This window comes from Paraburkholderia fungorum (assembly GCF_046027605.1).
GTDB classification, from domain to species: domain Bacteria; phylum Pseudomonadota; class Gammaproteobacteria; order Burkholderiales; family Burkholderiaceae; genus Paraburkholderia; species Paraburkholderia fungorum_F.
Map to the genome: position 1 here is coordinate 143,111 of NZ_JAQQEF010000017.1, position 22,921 is coordinate 166,031.

At 61.3% G+C, this 22,921-nt stretch carries 17 protein-coding genes; 10 read left to right on the forward strand and 7 right to left on the reverse strand.

What is annotated here, in order from left to right; all coding sequences use genetic code 11:
- The first annotated feature begins 1 nt into the window (after position 1).
- Complete coding sequence (locus tag PQR53_RS25735) at positions 2-808, forward strand: NAD-dependent epimerase/dehydratase family protein (RefSeq protein WP_408460250.1); 807 nt, start codon at positions 2-4, stop codon at positions 806-808.
- 204 nt (positions 809-1,012) lie between these two features.
- Here PQR53_RS25735 and PQR53_RS25740 read toward each other — a convergent pair whose 3' ends face one another.
- On the reverse strand, positions 1,013-1,714 hold the full coding sequence (locus tag PQR53_RS25740; protein ID WP_408460329.1) for a fumarylacetoacetate hydrolase family protein: 702 nt from the start codon (positions 1,712-1,714) through the stop codon (positions 1,013-1,015).
- 89 nt (positions 1,715-1,803) lie between these two features.
- Positions 1,804-2,763, reverse strand: coding sequence for an AraC family transcriptional regulator (locus tag PQR53_RS25745; protein ID WP_408460253.1), 960 nt, complete (start codon positions 2,761-2,763; stop codon positions 1,804-1,806).
- A 349-nt stretch (positions 2,764-3,112) separates the two neighbouring features.
- On the opposite strand from PQR53_RS25745, the gene PQR53_RS25750 reads away from it, so the two are divergent.
- On the forward strand, positions 3,113-4,144 hold the full coding sequence (locus PQR53_RS25750; protein ID WP_408460255.1) for a GSU2403 family nucleotidyltransferase fold protein: 1,032 nt from the start codon (positions 3,113-3,115) through the stop codon (positions 4,142-4,144).
- A gap of 56 nt (positions 4,145-4,200) precedes the next feature.
- On the opposite strand, the gene PQR53_RS25755 is transcribed toward PQR53_RS25750, so the two are convergent.
- Complete coding sequence (locus tag PQR53_RS25755; RefSeq protein WP_408460257.1) at positions 4,201-5,424, reverse strand: glycoside-pentoside-hexuronide (GPH):cation symporter; 1,224 nt, start codon at positions 5,422-5,424, stop codon at positions 4,201-4,203.
- On the opposite strand from PQR53_RS25755, the gene PQR53_RS25760 reads away from it, so the two are divergent.
- Positions 5,405-6,058 carry a LysR substrate-binding domain-containing protein gene (locus PQR53_RS25760; RefSeq protein ID WP_408460332.1) on the forward strand — a complete coding sequence of 218 codons (654 nt, stop codon included), beginning with the start codon at positions 5,405-5,407 and terminating at the stop codon, positions 6,056-6,058. The two genes, PQR53_RS25755 and PQR53_RS25760, sit on opposite strands and share 20 nt — an antisense overlap.
- 159 nt (positions 6,059-6,217) lie before the next feature.
- Here PQR53_RS25760 and PQR53_RS25765 read toward each other — a convergent pair whose 3' ends face one another.
- Positions 6,218-7,090 carry a LysR family transcriptional regulator gene (locus PQR53_RS25765; RefSeq protein WP_408460259.1) on the reverse strand — a complete coding sequence of 291 codons (873 nt, stop codon included), beginning with the start codon at positions 7,088-7,090 and terminating at the stop codon, positions 6,218-6,220.
- A 106-nt stretch (positions 7,091-7,196) separates the two neighbouring features.
- Between PQR53_RS25765 and PQR53_RS25770 the strand changes: the two genes are divergently transcribed.
- From PQR53_RS25770 to PQR53_RS25795, 6 genes are all read left to right on the forward strand, one after another.
- Positions 7,197-8,234: an ABC transporter ATP-binding protein gene (locus PQR53_RS25770; RefSeq protein WP_408460262.1), complete on the forward strand. Its 1,038-nt coding sequence runs from the start codon at positions 7,197-7,199 to the stop codon at positions 8,232-8,234.
- Positions 8,231-9,331, forward strand: coding sequence for an ABC transporter ATP-binding protein (locus PQR53_RS25775; protein ID WP_408460264.1), 1,101 nt, complete (start codon positions 8,231-8,233; stop codon positions 9,329-9,331). The genes PQR53_RS25770 and PQR53_RS25775 overlap by 4 nt, the downstream gene beginning before the upstream one ends.
- A gap of 95 nt (positions 9,332-9,426) precedes the next feature.
- Positions 9,427-10,929, forward strand: coding sequence for an ABC transporter substrate-binding protein (locus tag PQR53_RS25780; RefSeq protein WP_408460267.1), 1,503 nt, complete (start codon positions 9,427-9,429; stop codon positions 10,927-10,929).
- A gap of 6 nt (positions 10,930-10,935) precedes the next feature.
- Positions 10,936-11,880 (forward strand): ABC transporter permease, encoded by a 945-nt coding sequence (locus tag PQR53_RS25785; protein WP_408460270.1) that lies wholly within the window; start codon positions 10,936-10,938, stop codon positions 11,878-11,880.
- Entirely contained in the window at positions 11,880-12,773 is an 894-nt protein-coding gene (locus tag PQR53_RS25790) for an ABC transporter permease (protein WP_408460273.1), read from the forward strand. The genes PQR53_RS25785 and PQR53_RS25790 overlap by 1 nt, the downstream gene beginning before the upstream one ends.
- A 63-nt stretch (positions 12,774-12,836) precedes the next feature.
- Complete coding sequence (locus PQR53_RS25795) at positions 12,837-14,474, forward strand: gamma-glutamyltransferase family protein (protein ID WP_408460276.1); 1,638 nt, start codon at positions 12,837-12,839, stop codon at positions 14,472-14,474.
- Positions 14,475-14,625: 151 nt separating this feature from the next.
- On the opposite strand, the gene PQR53_RS25800 is transcribed toward PQR53_RS25795, so the two are convergent.
- The 3 genes from PQR53_RS25800 to PQR53_RS25810 all read right to left on the reverse strand — a co-directional run bounded on the left by PQR53_RS25800 (position 14,626) and on the right by PQR53_RS25810 (position 21,679).
- Positions 14,626-14,841, reverse strand: a complete 216-nt coding sequence (locus PQR53_RS25800) for a hypothetical protein (RefSeq protein ID WP_408460279.1) — start codon at positions 14,839-14,841, stop codon at positions 14,626-14,628.
- Positions 14,842-15,519: 678 nt separating this feature from the next.
- A complete protein-coding gene (locus PQR53_RS25805) occupies positions 15,520-15,888 on the reverse strand; it encodes a response regulator transcription factor (protein WP_408460282.1) in 369 nt (122 codons plus the stop codon).
- A gap of 235 nt (positions 15,889-16,123) precedes the next feature.
- Positions 16,124-21,679, reverse strand: coding sequence for a trifunctional serine/threonine-protein kinase/ATP-binding protein/sensor histidine kinase (locus PQR53_RS25810; RefSeq protein WP_408460285.1), 5,556 nt, complete (start codon positions 21,677-21,679; stop codon positions 16,124-16,126).
- Positions 21,680-21,986: 307 nt separating this feature from the next.
- On the opposite strand from PQR53_RS25810, the gene PQR53_RS25815 reads away from it, so the two are divergent.
- Positions 21,987-22,637 carry a response regulator transcription factor gene (locus tag PQR53_RS25815; protein ID WP_408460288.1) on the forward strand — a complete coding sequence of 217 codons (651 nt, stop codon included), beginning with the start codon at positions 21,987-21,989 and terminating at the stop codon, positions 22,635-22,637.
- The last annotated feature ends 284 nt before the right edge of the window (positions 22,638-22,921 follow it).

A 22,921-nucleotide genomic window follows, 5' to 3' on the forward strand; every position in this document is an offset into this window, starting at 1 on the left:
AATGACTCGAGTACTGATTACCGGCGCGGCCGGTCACATTGGACGTGTGCTGCGCGCCGGTTTCCAGGGCCACTATGAATTGCGTCTTGCCGACATTGCGCCGCAGGCCGAGGCGCAGGCCGGCGAAGAAATCGTGACCGCGGACATCACGCGGCTGGAGGAGCTTCTGCCGGTCATGAAGGGCGTCGACGTCGTCGTGCATCTCGCCGGTATTCCTGACGAGGCTCGCTGGGAGCGCATCCGTGATATGAACATCGAGGGCTGCTACAACGTGTTCGAAGCGGCGCGGCAAGCGGGCGTCAAGCGCGTGGTGTTCGCGAGTTCGAACCATGCAGTGGGTTTTCAGCGTCGCGACAGGATGATCGACAATTCCGTCGAGCCGCGTCCTGATAGCCGCTACGGCGTCTCGAAGGTGTTCGGCGAGGCGCTTGGGCGGATGTACGCCGACAAGCACGGCATGTCGGTTGCCTGTATCCGGATCGGCTCATTCCGCCCGGACAATCGGCCAACCGTACCGCGCCATCTCTTCACATGGATCAGCCATCGTGACATGGTGCAGGTGGCGCGCCGCTGTATCGACTATCCGGAGTTCCACTTCGCGGTCGTCTATGGCGTATCGAATAACGCGCGCAATCGCTGGGACAACGCCAACGTGCGCTATCTCGGGTACGTGCCGGAAGATGATGCCGAACTGTACGCGGCTGAGATCGAGGCAACGGGAAAAGTGGAAGATGCGCGTGAAGCGCTGTTTCACGGCGGTCCCGGCTGCCTTGTCGAATTCGACGGTGATCCGCTTCAGATCGATTGAATACGACGGTCCGTCGTCGGGACGATTACGCCGCGTTCAGGCGGCGGTCGTGAATTGGCATCCTTCATGACCCGACGACAAGAACCAGGTGGACGTTTTTAACTTCCGCGTCCATGTTCGAGTCTCCCTGCGAAAAGTGCCCTCGGTTCGCACCGGTTGCACTGCTTCGCAGGGCAGTTCTTGCGGCTGCTTCCTGCGCTTCGTTCAGCCGGCCAGCGGGCCGACCTCGAAACTGAAGTTCGCAATGCCATCCACTCCGCCTGTGACCTTGTCGCCCGGGCGCAATGCGGCGACGCCAGCGGGTGTTCCGCTGAAAATAAGGTCGCCCGGCTTTACAGTCACGGACTGAGACACGTAGCTGATGATGTCTGCGACAGGCCAGATCATCTCGCTGAGATCGCCTTGCTGACGAACTTCGCCATTCACTGACAACCAGATCCGGCCGCTTGACGGATGCCCCGTCCCGGATGCCGGTTTGATCTCGCTCACCGGCGCGGATGCGTCAAAGCCTTTCGCCCAGTCCCACGGGCGGCTCAGTTTCTTCGCCGTCGCCTGAAGATCCCGGCGGGTCAGATCGACGCCGACTCCGTAACCCCAGACATATTCGAGTGCGTTTTCGGGAGCAATGGCTTTTCCTTCCTTGCCGATCGCAATGACGAGTTCAATCTCGTGGTGCAAGTCGGCGGTAAGGGGCGGGTACGGAAGGACGCCGGACGCCGGTACGACGGCATCGGCAGGCTTGGAAAAAAAGAACGGAGGATCGCGGTCCGGGTTGGCGCCCATTTCGCGCGCATGGTCTGCGTAGTTGCGCCCGACACAAAACACGCGGCGCACGGGAAAGCGGCTCGTCGAGCCGCTGACGGCAACGGACGTGATCGTAGGGGGTGTCACTGAGTATTCGGACATGGTAAGCCTCGCTAGTAGTATCGGGCTACCCACGATATCGCCCTGCGAACGCACCGTGCAGGACAAATCCGCTGAACACCAGGACGATCTTACGGTGCGTCTTTGCGCGCGGTCGCACCACCGTTTCGTTGACTGGTGCTCCGGTGCATGTCGCGAAAGTCGCTCGGAGATTGACCGACCGACTGACGAAATCGCCGTGAAAAATAGGCTTCGTCGCGATAGCCGACCAGAAACGCAATGTCCTTGATGCGGCGGTTGTCGTTTGCCAGCAGATCCTTTGCACGTGCAATGCGCCGCTCGGTTACCCACTCGACAAAGGTCCGGCCCGTCTCTTTCTTGATCAGATGCGTCAGATAGTTCGGCGATAGAAACGCAGCGGCGGCGGCAGAGGTGAGCGACAGTGCGTCGTTCGCGAGATTCGCATTGACATGACGGTCCACGCGCACGAGAGCGTCTCGTCGGCCAAGTCGTTGGACGTTACGCGAGGAAAGCCGAAGTAACTGATCCGCGTATCGCTGACATACGATCCCGATAAGCTGAAGAAGGTATCCGCGCAGAAGGGCGGTCGCACCGAAGCGACGCGTCTCATTGACCGCCAGCATGCGGGACAGAACCGGTTCGATTTCGGCGAGATCGGCGTCCTCCAGAATGAAGTCGATGTACTCCTGAAGCCTGAATGGTGCGAGTTCCGGCGCCTGCGCGATCGACACGTCCTCGAGGTCCAGGAAATCCTCGATTCCGTCCGTATTGGCGCGTAAAAACGCTTGCGCAAAGTTGATGACAACGAAGCGCGACTGCGCGGGATGCGGTATCAGATGCAGGCGATGCGGCAAGATAAAGGCGACCGCGCCCGCAGGAAATGGCCGGCGTACTCCGCCGATGTGCTGTTCGGTGTCACCGCCGAGATTGATCTGAATCTGAAAATATTCGTGCTTGTGCGGCTCTTCAATCGCGGGGCGTGTGGCTTGGTCGCGGATGTAGAAATCGAGGCGATCGCTTCGCTCGGGCATCGCATAAGTGCGTGATACCGCCGCCGGTGAAGCCTTCATGGCTGCGTGCTCCAATTGATTCATGGTCGCCGGGGCGTTGCACCCTTGACGGCGCCATCGGGCGCGAGGGTAGCTTGAGATGATGCATGGCTGCACCCGGACGCCTGATGAGGCGCTTCCTCGCTGCCGGTCGAGCTACTGTATCAGACCATAAGTCGTCATGTGAAGATGTACCGCTGTGAAGCGGTGTGCATAGGCCGCTCGTGCGCGTGAGGTGCTTTCAGTGGTGATTAGCTGCCTCAAACTGCTTCGCAACAATTTATACCTTATAAAATTATAAAAAGGTATAAAAACGGCGGCCTGCCATTTATACCTTATAATCAAAAAAACAGGTATAGGTATCGCGATCATGCCGAGCTTCCACAACGACGCACTTCAAACCCTCTATTCCTCTGTAACCGAGTATGCCAGCACGCAAACGTCGATTCCCCTGCATTCTCCGGGATCAGCTGCGCGCAAGACAGTCGACGGGAAGACCTATCTCTACTGGCGGGTTTACCTGGCGTCCGGCAAGCACAAGGAAACCTCGTTAGGCCGGTTGGGAGAACCGGCGACCGATGCGGCGCTCGAGGCCAAGGTGCTTGAGGGCGCAGAGATGCGGGCGATCGGCGCAGATGTTCAGCTGTTGCGCAAGGCCGGCTTTGCCGCGGCCGATAACTCTTCGGCGCTGACCATTGCAACGCTGTTCAACGCCGGCATCTTCAACCACGGCGGGGTGCTTGTCGGCTCGCATGCATTTGGCGCGCTTCTGAATAGTCTGGGCGTTCGTCAGCCGGCGAATTACAAGACCGAGGACATCGACATCGGAAGCGCGGGTTCAATTTCGCTTGCCATCCCGGAAGACCGTAGCTTTCTCGAGATTCTGCGCGACAGCAGTATTTCGTTTCTCGAAGTCCCTGAACTGGACTCCCGTAGACCATCCACGTCGTTCAAGGCAAGAGGCCAGCCGTTGAAAGTCGATCTGTTGGTGCCGGGTACGGACGCGTATGAAGCCAGGCCACTGCCGCATCTACGCGCACACGCGACCGGGCTGCCGTACTTCAGATACCTCGTGTCTGACACGGTTCGTGGCGTTATCCTCGGCAAGGAACACGTCGTTCCGGTGCAGTTGCCTGACCCCGCGAGGTTCGCCCTTCACAAGCTTATCGTCAGCACGCTACGGGACGCCTCGCGCGCAGCCAAAGCGGATAAGGATCGTCGTCAAGCCTGTGTGCTGATTGACGCTCTGATGGAAAAATTTCCGGACTGGCTCACGATTGCGGCCGATGAGCTGGAGGAGGACGCCCGCCCGAAGGTGGCCAAGGCTTCGGCGCTTGCCTTGCGGCTAAACCTGGATCTGTCGGAGCGCACACGCGACTTTCTGGGGAACCTGGTTACTTAGGCATCCGGACTTGCGGCGGGCAGCCTCAATGCGATGGGCGAAGCTTGCCCCAACGGTCAATGAAGGACGTCACACGATGCAGTCGGAGCAAGTTTCTCACTGGCGGATAAAGTGTCATTTGTCCCGGCACGCCTCGCGTTGATTGCAGCAACAATCTCTGAAAAGCGATGTTCCGTGAGAGGATAAAACGAGAAAACGGCCAATGTCACTGCGAGCAGTCCAGCCGGGACCAATGTCAACGCGCTATATATGCCCGCGATGCTCTGTGGGGTCTGGTGTGACGCATTAGGCACATAACCGGAGGCAGCGAGCACAAATGCTGGAAGCGCACCGCCCAAGGCCTGCCCGCACTTGCGCGAAAATGAAAAGAAGGCGTAGCTCATGCCCTCGAGACGCTCGCCGCTGACATACTCGCCATACTCGACGGTATCGGCCTGCAGCGCGAATGCCATCGACGATACGAGAACCTGCCCAATCGATATCAGGCTGAAGAGTGCAAAGATCGCATACGCATTCGTGGTACGCACGAAGTACAGCGCAATGAATCCACCGATATACACACACAATCCTGCGATGAAGACCCCTTTCCGCCCAGAGAGCTTGACCAGCCACTGAGTCAGACAGATAGAAACGAGCATTCCCAGAAGCTTCCTTGCTACGACAATGGCAACGATCATTTCCGGATTGTCGAGAACGTACCTCGCAAAATAGATAATCGTGGCGTTCATCGAAAAATAAGCGGCCATGATGCAAACCTGCGCAAAGCAGATAAACATCAATGCACGGTTTCTCGATATCGTTCGCAGGCTGTCTCTGAGCGATTGCACCTCCCTGCGACGGCTGACAACTTCCTTCGTTCCTTTGAAGCAGATGACGTAGAACAGCACGCCGATCAACCCGAAAATTGTCACATAGCGTGTGTACATGTCGTGCAGGCCGTCACCGCCTTGTGCGGCATGATGGATCCTGGGTGCAATCACGATCGCCAGAAAAATCGCGGTGAAAGATGCCATCACCTCACGCGATACGCCAAGCATCGCCCTCACTCCGGAATCCTGGCTGATTGCGGTGGCCAGTGAACCATATGGAATGCTGACGAACGAAAACAACGCGCCGAGCAAACCGTAGCTGCAGTAGGCATAGGCAAGTTTCGCACCCGCTCCCCAGTGCGCTGGGACGGAAAACACCAACACGTTGGCAACTGCCAGCGGTAACGCGAGCCAGAGAAGATATGGCCGGAATCGACCCCAGCGTGTATTGGTGCGATCCGCGGAGAACACGGGAACACTGCGGGTTGGCGCAATTTCGTCGGTTCAGGAGTCGGTCCTGGCAGGACCTGTGGTGTCTTTTCGCCAGTTGTTCCCGGCGTGGCGAGTCCGCATTGTGACGGGCGGAGCGCTCAACCTGCTCGGCCAGGTAGACTCGGGAGATCTCGACATCGCGGTAATCGGTCGGCCGTCGTTCACCGTGCCAAATGGACTTGAATGGTGCGCGCTCTCGTTCGAACCATTCGTTCTCCTCGTGCCGGATACGCTAGCTGGGCAGCCGTGGCGATATGCGCTTTGCGAGGCGCCGTTCATTCGTTACGACCGCGGCTCATTCGGCGGACAACTCGTCGATCAATTTCTGTCTCGTGCGGGTCTCGATGTGCATGATGCAGTCGAGCTGATCGATTTGCACGGTATTGCCCAGATGGTCGCCAGCGGCGCCGGTGTTGCCCTCGTGCCGAGAACGGTCGCGCGGGTCACCTGGCCCACAGGGGTGACCGCGCTTGAACTCGGCGAGGATACCTTTTATCGGGAAATTGGCATGGTGCAAAAACCTCGACAAAATCGCCACCTCGCAGCCCAAAAATTCGCCGAAGAAATGATCAAGGCATGGCGCCCCGAGCCAGTCCCTGCCAGCCAGAACTGACGAAGCGCATTGTGCGGGAAGCTGCCGGTGGAGGCAGACAAGGGGTGAGACGCGGCGTGTTGTGATCGCCCGTGATTCACACGATGGACTAACGAAAATCACGTCTGCGCCGTGGTGCGTCATGCCGATCGCGCGGCATAAGCACGCCACAAGCGCCGCTCAGTCGCTGTGCAGCGTATCGATAATCGCCTGCGTGATGCCGGGCCGGTCATAGGACGCGCGCTGGATCATGCCGACAGTGCGCAACATCGGCGGATCCGAAATCGACAGCACGCGTAGCAACGGATCGTTGTGCCAGTTGCCGCGATGCAGAAGCGGCAGTACCGTGACGCCGACATTTTCGCGCACCAGCGCGACGATCGTCTCGATCGAGTTGAGTTCGAGGTATTCGTTGACCGTCAGGCCGGCTGTCTGCAGGGCGTGCTCGACGACGCGCCCGGTGCGCACCCGCCGGTCGAAGCGCAGGAAGGGGTGGCTGCACAGAATCCGCCGCGGATCGTTGTCGCCGATTTCGCGGCTAACCACCAGCATCAGCGGCTCCGCGTAGAGCGTCGTCCACTTCAGCGTGTCAGGCAGCGTCGTGTCGGCATGCGCGACGACCGCCGCGATATCGACCTCTCCCCCCTCGACCATCCGCGCCAGTTCGTCGGAGCGAGACGACAGCAGCCGCACGTCCAGTTGCGGATGCGCGGCCTTCAAACGCGCGACGACCAGCGACAGCGCACCGATCACCGACACCACCGCGCCGATGGTCACCGGCCCGACCATCGAATCCGCCGGCGTCGCCTCGAGTTCGCCCAGCAGGTCGAAGATCTGCTCGACCTTTGGCCAGATCTCCTGTCCGTGGCGGCTCAGCGCAATCTGCCGCCCGCTGCGGTCGAACAACTGGCGGCCGAGCGCCTGTTCAAGCGCGCGCATCTGCAAGCTGACGGCCGCCTGGGTCAGCGCGACTCGCCCGGCCGCCGCCGCGAATGAACCGGTCCGCGCGACGGCCCGAAAGGTCCTCAACATGCGCAACGTCGTATCGCTCATACTCAAGAAAAATTTAACTGTGAATAAGAAATATTAATATTTTTCGTGATGACGCGCACCACATAATCATTGCCAGGACAGCCTTGAACAGGACTAGCAAGCCGATATGGAGTTTTCTAGCACGGCCGATACTGACCGCCGACCGGTTCTGGAGGTCCGCGGCTTTTCGTTGAAGTTCTCGCGCGCCGCGGAAGTACCGAACCTGGTCCACGATGTGTCGTTTTCAGTCGGCACCGGCGAGACGCTCTGCATCGTCGGCGAATCGGGCTGCGGCAAGAGCGTGACGTCGCTTGCGCTGATGGGGCTGCTCGCGAGCCCGCCGGCACACCGCGTCGCCGGCACCGCACACTTCGAAGGCAAGGATCTGTTCTCGTTGTCTGAGCGCGAACTGGCCGATATTCGCGGCAACCGGCTGTCGATGATCTTTCAGGAGCCGATGACGTCGCTGAACCCGGCGTTCACGGTCGGCGAGCAGATTGGGGAAAGCATCCGGCGGCATCGCCATGTCGAGCGCGGGCAGGCGCGCGAGCTGGCGCTCGAGATGCTGCGGCTGGTGCGAATCCCGGCGCCCGAAACCCGGCTCGATGCATACCCGCATCAGCTTTCCGGCGGCATGCGCCAACGCGTGATGATCGCGATGGCGCTCGCGAACCGCCCGCGCCTGTTGATCGCCGACGAGCCGACCACCGCGCTCGACGTCACGATCCAGGCGCAGGTCCTGGCGCTCGTAAAAAACCTGCAAGCCGAGACTGGCACCGCGATGGTGTTGATCACGCACGACCTCGGCGTCGTCGCGGAAGTCGCCGACCACGTGGCGGTGATGTACGCGGGACGCATCGTCGAATACGGCACCGTCGCCGACCTGTTCGACGACCCGCAACATCCCTACACGATCGGCCTGATGGGTGCGATTCCGTCGGTCGGCAAGCGCGAAGGCGCGCTCGCGACGATCCGCGGGTCGGTGCCGTCGCCCGAGTTGATGCCGCACGGCTGCCGCTTCGCGCCGCGCTGCCCGTTCGCCGAGCAACGCTGCATCGACGCCGCGCCGCCCGACAAAGTGATTGCCGGCGTGCATCGTGTCGCGTGCTGGCTCGCTCCGGTCGAACAGGTCGCCGCGCCGCTATCGCGCAAGGAAATTGCATGACGACGCCCACTACACCGACGCCGATCATCGAGGCGCGCGCGCTGACGAAGCATTTTGGCGGTACGCGGCAGCTCTTCACGCGCACGCCAACCGTCTATGCAGTCAACGACGTATCGTTCGCGGTCCAGCCCGGCGAGACCTTCGCGATCGTCGGCGAATCCGGCTGTGGCAAGTCCACGCTGGGCCGCCTGCTGCTCCGTTTGATCGACTCGACAGACGGCCGCGTCTTCTATCAAGGCAAGGACATCACGCATCAGCAAGGCGCGCCGCTGCGGCGGCTGCGCCGCGAAATGCAGATCATCTTTCAGGATCCGTTCGCGTCGCTGAATCCGGGCATGACGATCGGCCAGATCGTCGGCGAGCCGATCGCGCTGCACGGGCTCGCGCACAACGGCGCCGAGCAACGCGAGCGCGTCGCGCAATTGCTGCGCACGGTTGGCCTGCAACCGGCCTACGCGGACCGTTACCCGCACGAATTCTCCGGCGGCCAGCGACAACGGATCGGCATTGCGCGCGCCTTGGCCGGCGAGCCGAAGCTGATCGTCGGCGACGAGCCGGTGTCGGCGCTCGACGTCTCGGTGCAGGCGCAGGTAATCAATCTTCTCGAGACACTGAAACAGGATCTCGGCCTCACGTTGATCATGGTCGCGCATGACCTCGCGGTGATTCGCCATATGAGCGACCGCGTCGCTGTGATGTATCTCGGCGAGATCGTCGAGCTGGCCGATGTCGATGCACTGTTCGACGCGCCGCTGCATCCGTACACGCAAGCGCTGCTGCGCGCGATTCCGGCGAGCAGCCCGCGCGAGCGGCGCGCGAAGCCCGCGTTGGCCGGCGATTTGCCGAGTCCGACCGCGCCGCCTTCCGGTTGCCGCTTCCATACGCGCTGTCCGCATGCGAAGCCGCACTGCGCGCAAGCGCGGCCGATCATCGAACGACTCGACGACGGACGGCAGGTCGCGTGCCACTTCTGGCGCGAGATTCAGAACGCCGGCGGTGGCGCGCCGCTGGCCACGAGCGCCAGCCCGAAATTGATCGAGCGGCTCGCGATCTACCGCGACCGCCAGACGGCGCTGGCCGCCGGCGTTGGCGACTGAGCCGGTGGTCGAGATGAAAGTCGGGTGAAGAATCGAGTTGCCGCGGCCCGCTTACCAAACCGCTTTATGAATTGGAAAACAAAGGGAAAGTCCTCATGCGAAGAATGTTGATTGCCGCGGCGCTCGCACTCAGCGCCACCGCCGCGATGGCCCAGACCGGCCAGACGATACGGATCGGCTTGCAGGACGACATCGGTTCCCTCGACCCCGCGCGCAGCGTGCAACTCGTCGACCGGATCGTGTTTGCGTCGATGTGCAATGCGCTGGTCGATATCACGCCCGACCTGAAGATCGTGCCGATGCTGGCAACCTCGTGGACCACGAGCGCCGACGGCAAAACGCTGACGTTCAAGCTGCGTCAAGGCGTGAAGTTCCAGGACGACGAGCCGTTCAATGCGGCCGCGGTCAAGGCGAACCTCGACCGCGACCGCACGCTGCAGACGAGCAACCGCAAGAGCGAACTTGCATCGGTCGATCACGTCGACGTGATCGACGACTACACGGTCGCAATCGTGTTGAAGCAGCCGGACGCCGCGCTGCTCGCGACGCTGACCGACCGCGCCGGCATGATGCTCGCGCCGAAGACGCTGGCCGATCCGGCGGGCGTCGCTGCGCATCCGGTGTGTTCGGGCCCGTACAAGTTCGTTCAGCGCGTGCAGAACGATCGCGTCGTGCTGGAGAAATTCCCTGGCTACTGGGACGCCGACAAATACCCGATCCAGCGCGTGATCTTCTTGCCGATTCCGGACAGCACCGTGCGCCTCGCCAATCTGCGCTCGGGTTCGCTCGATATGCTTGAGCGCCTCGCGCCGTCCGATGTCGCGTCGGTCAAGAGCGACACGAACAACAAATTCGCGCCGGTCAGCGGCTTCGGCTACTACTACGTGACGTTCAACATCGGCAACGGCAAGCGCAGCAACGCGGTGCTGAAAGACAAGCGGGTGCGGCAGGCATTCGAACTCGCGATCGACCGTGACGCGATCAACCAGGTGATCGGCGCGGGGATCTTCGCGCCGGCGAATCAGGCGGTGCCGAAGTCGAGCCCGTACTACAACGCGTCGCTGCCGATGACGCATCGCGACGTCGCGAAGGCGAAGGCGCTGCTGAAGGCGGCGGGCCACGAGCACGTCGACATCGAATTCACTTACCCGAACAACACGGTGTCGAGCCAGATCGTGCAGATGATGCAGGCAATGGTCAGTGAAGCCGGCTTCAATCTGAAGCTGCGGCCGACCGACTATGCGACCGAGCTCAATGCCGCGCACAGCGGCGACTTCGAGGCGATGTACCTCGGCTGGTCGGGCCGTGTCGATCCGGACGGCAACCTGCATCAGTTCAACACCTGCGCCGGCAACCTCAATTACGCGCATTACTGCAACCCCGAGGTCGACCGATTGCTCGACGCCGCGCGCGTGAAGCTGACCACGGCGGAACGCAAAACGGACTACGACGCGGCCTCGAAGCTGCTCGCCGACGAAGATCCGATCATCTATGTGTATAGCCAGCCATGGCCGTTCGAGTTGTCGAAGAAGGTGCAAGGCTTCACGCCCTATCCCGACGGCTTGATCCGGCTGCGCGGCGTCAGTATCAAGGGCTGACCGATCATGCTGCAGATCATTGCAAATCGCGTGCTGGTTGCCATTCCGACGCTGATTCTCGTGTCGATGCTGATCTTTGGCCTGCAGAAGCTGCTACCCGGCGATCCGGTGATGGCGATGGCAGGCGAAGATCAGGATCCACAGTTGATCGCGTCGCTGCGCGTCAAATACCACCTCGACGAGCCGGTGCCGACGCAGTACGCGCTGTGGGTCCGCGACGTCGTGCACGGCGATCTCGGCGCGTCGCTGCGCACTGACGTGCCGGTAACGTCGCTGATCGCGCAGAAGCTGCCGGTCACCCTGCAGCTCGCAGCGATGGCGATGATCTTCGCAATCGGTATCGGCATTCCGGCTGGCGTCATCTCCGCGGCAAGCCGCGGCGGCGCGCTCGATTACGGCGCGAACGTGTTCGCGCTGTCCGGCATGTCGATCCCGAACTTCTGGCTCGGGATCATGCTGATCTTTCTGGTGTCGGTGCGCTGGCATCTGCTGCCGTCGTCCGGCTACGTGTCGCCCACCGAAGACTTCTGGCTCAGCATCAAGACCATGCTGATGCCCGCGTTCGTGCTCGGCGCGTCGCTCGGCGCTCAATTGATGCGCCACACGCGCAGCGCGATGCTGAGCGTGCTGCGCACCGACTATATTCGTACCGCGCGTGCCAAAGGGCTGCTGCGCGGCACAGTCGTCGTCAAGCACGCATTTCGTAACGCGCTGGTTCCGATCGTCACCGTGCTCGCGCTGCTGTTCGGCGAACTGCTTGCGGGCGCGGTGCTGACCGAGCAGGTTTTCACGATCCCCGGCTTCGGCAAGCTCATCGTCGATGCCGTGTTCAATCGCGACTACGCGGTCGTGCAGGGCGTGGTGCTCGTCACCGCGCTGTGCTTCATCGTCGTGAACCTGTGCGCCGACGTGTTGTACGTCCTCCTCAATCCCCGCCTGAGACGCAGCTGATGGCTACTCCCGTCACTCCCGTTCGCGCATCGGCCGCTGCGCAGACGACCGTATTGCCGCGCCGCAAGCGCCGCGGAATCGCGAAATTCATGCGCAATCGCGCCGCCGTGTTTGGCGCGGTGCTGGTGCTGCTCATCGTCTTGATGGCGGTATTCGCGCCGTGGCTGTCACATTACGACCCGGTGCAGGCCAGCTTCATGACCGTGCGGCAGGCGCCTTCGGCCGTGCACTGGTTCGGCACCGACGAACTTGGCCGCGACGTGCTGAGCCGCCTGTTGTGGGGCGCGCGCGCCTCGCTGCTGGCGGGCGTCGTATCGGTCTGCATCGCGGTCGTGATCGGCGTGCCGCTCGGCTTGCTGGCCGGCTACTTCGGCAAGCTTGTCGACGGCGTGATCTCGCGAATCGCCGATGCGTTGCTGTCGATTCCGTTCCTGATTCTCGCGATCGCGCTCGCCGCATTCCTCGGTCCGAGCCTGACCAACGCGATGGCCGCGATCGGCATCTCGGCGATGCCGCGCTTCGTCCGGCTGACGCGCGGCCAGGCGATCTCCGTGAAGGCCGAGGAGTACGTCGAAGGCGCGCGGGCCATCGGCCTCGGCCACGCACGGATCATCGTGCGCTACATCCTGCCGAACGTGCTGCCGCCGATCATCGTGCAGGCCAGCCTGACGATCGCGACCGCGATCATCGCCGAAGCGAGCCTGTCGTTCCTCGGACTCGGCCAGTTGCCGCCGTCGCCGTCGTGGGGTTCGATGCTCAACACCGCGAAGGATTTTGTCAGTCAGGCGCCGTGGATGTCGGTTTTCCCAGGCATTGCGATCTTTCTGGCTGTGCTCGGTTTCAACCTGCTCGGTGACGGTCTGCGCGATGCGCTCGATCCGCGCGAGTCGTAACCGGATTGCAGCGCCGCACTAATCGGCCGACGGCCCCCTCATTACTTTCGCTCGAGTTTTTCAATGACACGTTTCAATTGGCAGAACCCGTATCCCACGCCCCGGTTGCCCGTGTTCGCGCGCAACATCGTTTCGACGTCGCATCCGCTTGCCGCGCAAGCGGGCTTGCGGATGTTGTGGAAAGGCGGCAACGCCATTGATGCGGCGATTGCCGCAGCCGCGGCGATCACGGTCGTCGAGCCGGTCTCGAACGGCCTCGGCAGCGACGCGTTCGCGCTCGTCTGGGACGGCGCGAAGCTGCATGGGCTGAACGCGTCGGGCGTGTCGCCCGCCGCATGGAATGTCGACTACTTCAAGCGTAAGTACGGTGAGGAAAACGGTCTCGCGAAGCGCCCCAAGCGCGGCTGGGATACGGTGACGGTGCCGGGCGTGATCGCCGGCTGGGAGGCGTTGCATCAGAAGTTCGGCTCGCTGCCGTTCGCGGACCTGATGGAGCCGGCCATCGAAATCGCCGAGCGCGGGCATGCGGTGGCGAGCGTCGTTGCGTACAAATGGGCGGCGGCCGTGCCCGAGCTGAAAGACCAGCCGGGCTTCGCCGAAACGTTCATGCCGCGCGGCCGCGCGCCGGAAGTGAGTGAACTGGTGCGCTTTCCGGGCCACGCGAAGACTCTGCGCAAGCTGGCCGAGCTGGGCCCGCGCGCGTACTACGAAGGCGAGATCGCCGAACAGATCGCCGCGTTCTCGCGCGAGGGTGGCGGCGCGCTCACGATGGACGATCTGCGCAACTACCGCGTCGACTGGGTCGAGCCGATCAGCAAGGACTATCGCGGCCACACGGTGCACGAAATTCCGCCGAACGGCCAGGGCATTGCCGCGCTGATCGCGCTCGGCATTCTCGAACAGTTCGACCTGGGCTCGCTGCCGGTTGACGGCATCGAATCGCAGCACCTGCAGATCGAAGCCATGAAGCTCGCGTTCGCCGACGTCTACCAGTACGTCGCCGATCCGCGCTCGATGGAAGTCACGCCCGAGCAGATGCTCGACGACGCGTACCTGAAGTCGCGCGCGAAGCTGATCGACCACAAGCGCGCCACGCAGTTCGACTTCGGCATGCCGAAGGCCGGCGGCACGATCTACATGTCGGTGGCGGACGAGCGCGGCATGATGGTCAGCTTCATCCAGTCGAACTACATGGGCTTCGGCTCGGGCATCGTGGTGCCGGACAGCGGCATTTCGCTGCAGAACCGCGGCTACGGGTTCTCGATGGATCCGAAGTCAGCGAATGTGGTCGAGGGCGGCAAGCGACCGTTCCATACGATCATCCCTGCTTTTCTGACCCAGAAGGTGGACGGCAAGCACGAAGCGGTGATGAGCTTCGGCGTGATGGGCGGCGACATGCAGCCGCAAGGGCATCTGCAGTCCATCGTGCGGATGCTCGACTACGGTCAGCAGCCGCAGGCCGCCTGCGACGCGCCGCGCTGGAAGGTCAATCGCGACTTCACGGTCGACGTCGAAGCGACGCTCGATGAAGACACGGTGCGCGCGCTCGAAGGCCTCGGCCACACGATCAAGTCGGTCGAGGATCCGTATATGGACTTCGGCTCTGGGCAGTACATCTGGAAGCTCGATCGCAACGACCCCGAGCGCGGTTATGTCGCGGCGAGCGACACCCGGCGCGACGGACTGGCTGCGGGGTTCTGATTCGGGTAGCCGTACCGTACGAGATGCCTGAGCCTCGGAGGTGGCGACCCGCCGCTTGTTAGGCTCGGCGTCAAAGATGCCGGAGCACCCGCAGTCCAGGAGCATGGGCATATCGCGCGAACCATTTTTGAAAGCCCCGGCCGGTTTCGCATTAGTGGTTCAGACAGAAGCACGCGCTCACAGCTTCAGCAGGCGACAGGCCAGTGTCGAAGTAAGACTGCAATCGTCGGACGATCGCATCGTCAGGTTCCCAGGGCGCGTGAATGAAGCCCTCTCCCAAGGCTTTGTCGTACACGGCTTTTGCCCATGCGCGCAGGTCGAACTCGAACGGAACCGCTAGGGCTATCTGATTGGACTGGATAAACATGACAACCTCCACAACATCGAAAATGCGAGTGGTCAAATCACGTAGATACGAATAACGGCAGCGGATTGATACGACCTGTCCGCGTTTCAACGATTTGGCCGCGCCACGGTCTTGATCATCGCGACAAGCACACACGCCACGATGACAAGAAAGCCGGACATATAGATAAGCACGATGGTCAGCATCGTCTGCTCCTCCTGCAGATAAGCCGCAATTGCGGCGGCCACCTCCGGCTGACAGCACGGCTACGATTGCGCAGCAGGTCCACGGCACAAACCGTGAGACGAGCGGTGAGCATCAATCGTCAAGAAACCGGATTCAGGTTCGCGTATTGATCGAGCGAACTGGTGATGAACAAGGCTGACCATGTCAGGCGTATCGCGCTTGCACAGTGGCCTTGAAAACAATGTACAGGTCCGAGTCAAACGAAACCATTCTACGAACGGTTCGGACGCTCCTGCATGTGGATAGGAATCCCATACCCCCGTATAACTCGGGCTATTGCTGAGGGCGATGAGATCGCGTCCTTCGCAATGAAGTTCCTGTTCGAAACGCAAACGCCGTTGGCGTGAAGCCATCCGGACTCAAATCGTCTGACGACGCAGGGGAATTGAAGCGGTGAGGGGGCGGAGTGTGTGCCCGGGCGGGACGACTGTCTTCTGACGAGCTGCAAACGCGTTACGGCTGACCCAGCGCAAGATTGAGCAATCGCTCAACCGTGGTGGCATCAACGGGCTTCTCGAGGAAAGGAGGGGCGCCTCTGGCCTGGATTTTCGCCTCAAGGGCGGCGGTCGGGAATCCCGTGGTGAAAATGATCGGAATTGCGTACCCGAGGGCGAGCAGGCGGTCGTGCAGTCCGATTCCAGACAGGCCCGGCATTCGTATATCCGAAATCAGGCATGACGTTTCGCCGATCAACCCTGAGTTCAGAAATTCCTCCGCCGATGCAAATACTCGCGCCTGCCACCCTAGCGAACGAATCAGGCTCGCGGTCGCCACCCGGGCACCCTCATCATCATCGACGATGGAAATTATTTGAGAAGACACGGGCGACGGGCCTCGACACACTGAAAGCGGAGCGTGCCAGACGGAATCGTGTGGCATGCGACTCAAATCAATCGTAGTCCGGAAGCCGCTGCACGGAAATGATACGAATGTATAGACGGTTCAATAGACGGTTCATGAGCGTAGCGTGAATCGCGGGTGTGTTTTCGATCGTGCTTTCAAACATTACCGATTTATCGGCCTGCTTATCGGCCTGCTTATCACGCCGGATTGCCCTTCAAGACGCGTCGCCAATCGAAGGCAGGCTGAACTGGAAAATGGCCCCGTGCCCCGCATTGTTGGACGCCCACACCTGTCCGCCATGGGCTTCGATAATCGAACGGCAGATCGACAATCCCATGCCCATTCCTTCGGTCTTCGTGGTGAAGAAAGCGTCGAACAGCCGGTTTGCGCTTTCCGGATCGATGCCCGGGCCAGAGTCCTGTACGGCGACCACCACGTGCCCATCGCCATTCTGGTGCGACTCGATCAGTAGTTCACGTGGGTCGTCGCCGATGTCCGCCATCGCCTGGATGCCGTTTATCACCAGATTGATGAGCACTTGCTGAAGCTGGATCCGATCGCCGAGCGACGGCGGCAACCCGGAGGCAAGCTCGAGACGCAACGAAACACGATGATTCGAGATTTCGCGCTGAACCAGGGCTACAACGTCATTGATCACATCGTTGAGTTCCAGTTGCGCCTTCCGCGGGGCAGCCTTGCTGGTGAGCGTGCGGATACGTCGGACAATTTCGCTCGCACGCCTGCCTTCGCCGATCATATGTTCCACACAGGCCCGCACTTCTTCCGGTTGCGGCTTCGTGTGGCCGAGCCATCGCAGGCAGGCTTCGCCACTGGTGACGATCGCGCCGAGCGGCTGGCCTACTTCGTGGGCGATGGAGGCACTCAGTTCGCCAAGCGTCGTTACGCGAGTTGCATGAGCCAGTTCCACCTGCAACGCCTGCAATTGCTCCTCTGCTTGCGTGGCCGCGGTCCGCCGCGCTGCGAGTTCCGTCTCGGCCGCTTTCTGTTCGGTCAGGTCGAGCACGAACGCTACGCCCTTTTCCTCCGAGCCCTCCATCAATGCCCCGCCGACCAGAACCGGGATGCGCCCGCCGTCCTTGCGGATATATTCCTTCTCATAGGGCGAGGAGCTGCCGCGTTGCCGTAGTTCTTCAAGCGCCCGCGCATCTGCGGCGCGATATTCCGCAGGCGTCATGGTGGCCCATTGGACATGGCCGGACAGCAGATCCTGTCGCGAATAACCTACGATCCGAAGGAACGCGTCGTTCGCGTCGGTGGCGATACCGGCTACGTTCCAGAAGAACACCCCGATGATATTCGACTCGACCAGTCGCCGGATGCGTGCTTCGCGCTCGCGTAGCTCCTCCTCGGCGAGCTTGCGCTCGCTGTTCTCCCGCTGCAGGTCGGCATAAAGCAGCGCGTTCTCCAGCGAGATCGCCGCCTGAGAGGCCAGCAGTTCCAGCACGGTCACGCGTTCGGGCGTAAACGCATGCGTGGCCAGGTTGTTCTCCAGATACAGCAGGCCGATCAACGCAGAGCGGTGCATGATCGGCAGGCACAACACCGACTTCGGTCGCCGGCGCGCAAAGTAGTCGTCTGCCGCAAAGGGATTCGACTGCATCGCATCCGTCAGCAACACCCGCTCCTGGCAGCGCCGCACGTAATTGGTGATGGACGCGGGTAACACCGACTCGCGTAGGGACGATTCCGGCAACGCTTCTGCGGGCAGCGTGCGGCCCAGATGCCGCCGTACCTGGATCGTCTGCTGCTCGACGCTTGCTTCAGCCGCGAGGACCAGGCTCTCGTTGCGTGCGAGCAGCAAATGGCAGGTCTGTGCCCCGGCATTTTCGAGCAGGATGTGCATCAGCGTGTCGACCAGATCCTCGAGCACGATCTGGCCAGAGATGGCCTGTGAGGCCTTGGTGACCGACAGCAGATCCAGTTGTTCAACTTTGCCGAACGCGGTGTCAACCGATAAAGCCGGCTCTTCGCGCAGTTGCGGCGCGCGCGCGTCGATCTGCCTGACCTTGCCGTCGGCGCCCCAACGCGCGAAGCAGTCACGCGCCTTTCGCATATAGGTGTCGGCAAATGTCTCGAATCCACGCGTGCGGTAGAACGCCGCTGCGCGTTCGTAAGCGACTGCTTCGTTCTGGACGAAGTCGTGCTCGCGAGCCGATCGAATGGCCTGTTCGTAAAGCCGCATGGCGGCGGAGTCGCGTCCTTCGAGCCGGGCGATCTCCGCGGCGATCAGCGCGGCGCGGTTCGTGAAATTCTCGGGGCAATGGTTCGCCCATGTCTCGAGCTGCTTGTGGTGAGCGGACAGCGCCTCCAGGTGCCGCGGCCGTTCGTCCGCCGATACCGAATCGCAGTGTGCCGCGCGCGCCAGCGCCGCATAGAAATGATATTCCGCCACCTCGAAGCAGAAAGGGGACGTCCACAGCAACAGCTCAGCATTCGATGCCGCCGCGATGGCGCCCGCATAGTCACCCGCATGGAAGCGCGCTTGCAACTTGCGAATCCAATACCAGCAAGCGCCGAGTGCCAGCCCCGGATCTGCGCCCAAATGCTGCTCGAAGCGGTCTTCGTCAAACGCGGCATCGTTGAAGGAGCCAAATTCTGGCGTCATGCCGCGAAGTGATTTGATCATCGCGACCTGGGTAGCGATTATGTCGGCGACGAAGTCGAACCGCATTTTGTGTGCGAACTCGAAGCTGCTTTCGGCTTCTCGCTGCACATCGCCGAGCGGCTCTCCAGCACCCAGACGATTGGTGATCAGGTTGTTGCTGCAATAGCCAGAGAAGGTAAGGTCGCCGGTTTGGTTGGCCGTGTCGAAGGCGAGCCGCAGTAAGGCGTGAGCCGAGCGTATGTGCTTCGTCCAGGGAACGATGAAGGCGCCAAAGCAGGTGTAGACGCGGGCTTTGAAGCGATCCATCCGGTACTTCTCGACGAGATCGACGCCAAGCTTGCCGAACCGGAACCCGGCCTGGTAATCGCCGAATTGCGGCCCGAGGGTCATGCCGAGCATCACATAGGCGAAGCCCGATCCATCGCTGTTGCCACGCTCGAGGCTCAGATTCGCCATACGGCCGGCGATGAGGCAATACAGGTTCCTGTCGGTGGCATGGGCCGGCGGCTGAACGGCGGTCAGCACCTCCAGGGTGGCGCGGCAGACGGGATCGGTCATCAAGGGCAAATCCAGGAGCTGCTCAATCGAGCGATCGCCCATTCGTTGCCACAAGTGCTCATACTCCAGTTGCACGTCTTCCTTTCCCGGGTGCGCCGACCACGTGATGCCGACGGCGCGCAGATAGTCGAGGCTCACTTCAACGGCGCGATCGGCTTGTCCCGCGTTCATATAAAGCGCCATGCGCAGGCACGTGACGGAGGCCTTATCGATGAGGTTTGCGGCCCGTTGTGAAAGCGTCGACAGTCGCTGTTCCGCCGTCGTCAGGCAGCCGGTCAGGAATTCGCATTCGGCACGCTGAAAACCGAGCGAGAACGTGAGGGCATCGTGCCGGTTCGTACCGTCCTCTATCACCAGTGCTTCGCCAGCGGTGAAGTAGGCCAGTGCCGATGCATAAGCCGTCGCTGTCTTGGCACGCAGGCCAGCGGTGAGATTGAGTTCAGCTACGCGCTCACGCTCCTCTTGTGCCGTGATCAGCGCGGCGCCCCGGTTGAAATGGTTCGCCACATCGAACAGATGATCGACGAGCGCGTCGGCCGTCATGCTCGAGAGGAGTACGCGACCGATACGCAGGTGGACTTCACTGCGGCGTTCTTCGGGAATCAGTGAATAAGCCGCTTGCTGGATCCGGTCGTGCAGGAACTTACCGCTGCCGTGAGTGCGCAAGATCAGATTTTCGCGCACCGCAGGTGCAAGGTGATGCTCAACCTCGGCGTGGCCGCTGACCAGCTCGAGAATCCGCAGGTCGAACTTGTTGCCGAGGCAAGCGGCCAGCTGCAGCGCTTCCTGTGCCGGGATCGGCAGTTGCCGTAACTTGCCCAACATCAGATCGACGACGTTGTCGGCAAAGTCTTTCGCTTTGATCTGTTCCAGGTCCCATCGCCATGCCTGGATCTGTGCATCACGCCGGAGCAACCCCTCCTTGTGCAGCGCATCCAGGAACTGGATAAAGAAAAACGGGTTGCTCTCGGTGCGTTCGCAAATGAGGTGCGTGAGCGGCGCGCAGGACGCGGGCGGCGCATGCAGCGTGTCGGCCACCAACTGGTTCAGATGCGCGGCAGACAACGGCGCGAGCTGGATGTCGACCACCGGCGTGCCACCGTGATGTATCGCATCGAGACTTCTCATCAGCGGATGCGCGCCGTTCACTTCGTTGTCGCGATAGGCGCCGATCAGCAGCAGATAACAGGTGTCTGGATGGGTGAGCAGGTGTTCGACGAGTGCCAGGCTGGCTGCGTCGATCCACTGCAGATCGTCCAGAAAGAGGACCAGCGGGTGTGCCTTGCTCGTGAACACGGTCACGAATTGCCGGAACACGAGACGGAACCGGTTTTGAGCCTCCGTCGGCGGCAGCGGCGGTACCGGAGCTTGCGTGCCGATGATCAACTCGACTTTGGGCAGCACATCGAGAATGAGCTGGCCATTGACCCCGACCGCAGCCTGCAGTTGTTGCCGCCAGCCGGCGATGCGCGCTGCACTTTCGGCCAGCAGTTGCTGCACCAACTCGCCGAACGCTTGCGTCAGGGTGGCATAGGGAATGTCGCGCCGGTACTGATCGAACTTTCCTGAAATGAAATAGCCATGCTTCGTGACAATCGGCTTGCGCAGCGCGTCGACCAGCGACGATTTGCCGATGCCCGAATACCCGGATACGGTGGCAAGCGCCGTCCAGCCGGTGGACGCCATGAGTTCGAATACACCGAGGAGCATGTTCGACTCTTGATCGCGCCCGTACAGTCTGTGTGGAATCTGGAAACGATCCGATAGATCGTCCGTGCCGAGCCGGAACGGGTCGATGCGGCCGGAGGAACACCATTGCGCCAGACAGCGGTCGAGATCGGATTGCACGCCACGCATGCTTTGATAGCGATCCTCCGGTAGTTTGGCCAGTAGTTTCATCACGATGTCCGACACCGGTTGCGGCACGGCGGGCGCGACCTCGCATGGCGGCTGTGGCATGCGGGCGATATGGCAATGCGCCCATTCCAGCGGATCGCTCGCCTGGAAAGGCAACTGACCGGTCAGCATGCGATAGAGCAGCACGCCCATCGAATAGCAATCGGTCCGGTAATCGACCGGACGATTCATGCGGCCGGTTTGCTCGGGGGACATGTACGCCCATTCGCCTACGGATACGACAACGTCCTCTGGCGAGATGATGTGTTCCTGGGTCGTCGCGAAGCTGAAATCCGCCAGCAGAACATTGTCGGTATCCGGCGCGATCAGAATATTGGCCGGCCGCAGATCCCGATGGATGACCTGGGCGGTATCGATACCCGCCAAGGCAACGGCCAGGTGATGCGCGATAGTCAGGCAGCGAGGCAGGTCCGGGCGCGGGCCCTGGCACAAAATGGTCTCGAGCGATTCGCCCGGGAAGTCTTCCAGAATCAACACCAGGCGGCCGCGGTCATTCATCAGGGCGAGCGGCTTCGCAACGCCCGCGACTTTCAATGTTCGAAGGAGCAGGTACTCGCGCTTGAAACGAGCGGATTGGACCGTGCCGGCGTGTTCAGGAAGGAGCTTCAGGAGCACCGGCATCCCATCCATCAAGCGGCGGGCACGGTAGAGCGCGGAGCCCGCAGTCATGCAGAGCCGATCAATCGTCTGACAATTCGCGATAATCATTGTCCCCCCCTTGTGTGCCGGCGACCTGGCCCGACACCTGCACGTTGCATTCCGCTGTTGAATGGGATTCAGGCCCGCGTGAACGTTGGCCTCATCCAAAGCGATCACCTGGTGACCCGCAACGATTTACAATTAGTTTACCCGGTTGCCAATCAGGTGCTGGGAGCACTGGCAAGTGGCGGCGTAAAATGGCCGCATGCCAGAGGGGTGCGCCCGCACTCCAGCTTCGCGAGGTGTCCAGATGATTACTAGACCGACCCGCCAAACAATGGACGAATCTGAAGCAAGCAACAATTCCCTCATCTACGTCGTCGACGACGATGAGGGAATCCGTCTGGCCCTTGACTTGCTCTTGCGCTCCGTAGGCTTGCGCGTCGAAACGTTCGAGTCCCCGGACGAATTTCTCCGCTTTCCTCACTCCGCTGGACCGAGTTGCCTCATCCTCGACGTGCGACTCCGCGGCAAAAGCGGCATGGCTTTTCACCAGGAAATCGTGAATAGCGGCATGCGTATTCCCGTCGTATTCATGACCGGTCATGGCGACATCGAAATGGGGGTGAAGGCAATGAAGGCGGGCGCGCTTGATTTCTTCGCGAAGCCATTCAAAGACCAGGACATGCTCGACGCAGTTGCTCAGGCCTTGGCGCGAGACAGTGAGAGACTCGCGGCAGAATCGGCGTTAACGGGTCTGCGCGCCGCGTACCAGTCTCTTTCGCCGCGCGAGAAAGAAGTGATGGGCTTTGTCCTGTCCGGTCTGCTGAACAAGCAGATTGCCTCTGAGATGAACTTGAGCGAGATCACGGTCAAGGTCCACCGTGGACAGGTCATGCGAAAAATGAACGCGCGCTCGATGCCGGATCTTGTCCGCAAGGCCGAATCGCTGGGTATCAAGCCCTGCCTGCCCGACGGCCGTCGTTGATTGCTGAACGCGGATCTTCCGCCAGCATAGTTGTGCGCCAAGTCACGCGCGGTGAAAAGTCTTCATGTCGCGCTTATACGTCCGTATAAGCCAGTTACGCTAATGCTGCATCGGCATATCCAATCGTAGAGTAGACCCGCCCCCCGGCTGAATCTACTCTTCTCTCACGGCTACACGCTCGCTGCTAATGCAGCGCAAAGATCGCCGTTCTGCCCGACGACCGCATGGCACTTTCGGATGGCCGCCTGACCGGTTCCCTTCTTAAAGTCTGCAAGGAATCATCG

What these genes read in the sequence shown, in the direction of transcription:
- PQR53_RS25735 (WP_408460250.1), top strand. Translation starts at nt 2, where the DNA reads ATGACTCGAGTACTGATTACCGGCGCGGCCGGTCACATTGGACGTGTG.
- PQR53_RS25740 (WP_408460329.1), bottom strand. Translation starts at nt 1,714, where the DNA reads ATGTCCGAATACTCAGTGACACCCCCTACGATCACGTCCGTTGCCGTC.
- PQR53_RS25745 (WP_408460253.1), bottom strand. Translation starts at nt 2,763, where the DNA reads ATGAAGGCTTCACCGGCGGCGGTATCACGCACTTATGCGATGCCCGAG.
- PQR53_RS25750 (WP_408460255.1), top strand. Translation starts at nt 3,113, where the DNA reads ATGCCGAGCTTCCACAACGACGCACTTCAAACCCTCTATTCCTCTGTA.
- PQR53_RS25765 (WP_408460259.1), bottom strand. Translation starts at nt 7,090, where the DNA reads ATGAGCGATACGACGTTGCGCATGTTGAGGACCTTTCGGGCCGTCGCG.
- PQR53_RS25770 (WP_408460262.1), top strand. Translation starts at nt 7,197, where the DNA reads ATGGAGTTTTCTAGCACGGCCGATACTGACCGCCGACCGGTTCTGGAG.
- PQR53_RS25775 (WP_408460264.1), top strand. Translation starts at nt 8,231, where the DNA reads ATGACGACGCCCACTACACCGACGCCGATCATCGAGGCGCGCGCGCTG.
- PQR53_RS25780 (WP_408460267.1), top strand. Translation starts at nt 9,427, where the DNA reads ATGCGAAGAATGTTGATTGCCGCGGCGCTCGCACTCAGCGCCACCGCC.
- PQR53_RS25785 (WP_408460270.1), top strand. Translation starts at nt 10,936, where the DNA reads ATGCTGCAGATCATTGCAAATCGCGTGCTGGTTGCCATTCCGACGCTG.
- PQR53_RS25790 (WP_408460273.1), top strand. Translation starts at nt 11,880, where the DNA reads ATGGCTACTCCCGTCACTCCCGTTCGCGCATCGGCCGCTGCGCAGACG.
- PQR53_RS25795 (WP_408460276.1), top strand. Translation starts at nt 12,837, where the DNA reads ATGACACGTTTCAATTGGCAGAACCCGTATCCCACGCCCCGGTTGCCC.
- PQR53_RS25800 (WP_408460279.1), bottom strand. Translation starts at nt 14,841, where the DNA reads ATGTTTATCCAGTCCAATCAGATAGCCCTAGCGGTTCCGTTCGAGTTC.
- PQR53_RS25810 (WP_408460285.1), bottom strand. Translation starts at nt 21,679, where the DNA reads ATGACTGCGGGCTCCGCGCTCTACCGTGCCCGCCGCTTGATGGATGGG.
- PQR53_RS25815 (WP_408460288.1), top strand. Translation starts at nt 21,987, where the DNA reads ATGGACGAATCTGAAGCAAGCAACAATTCCCTCATCTACGTCGTCGAC.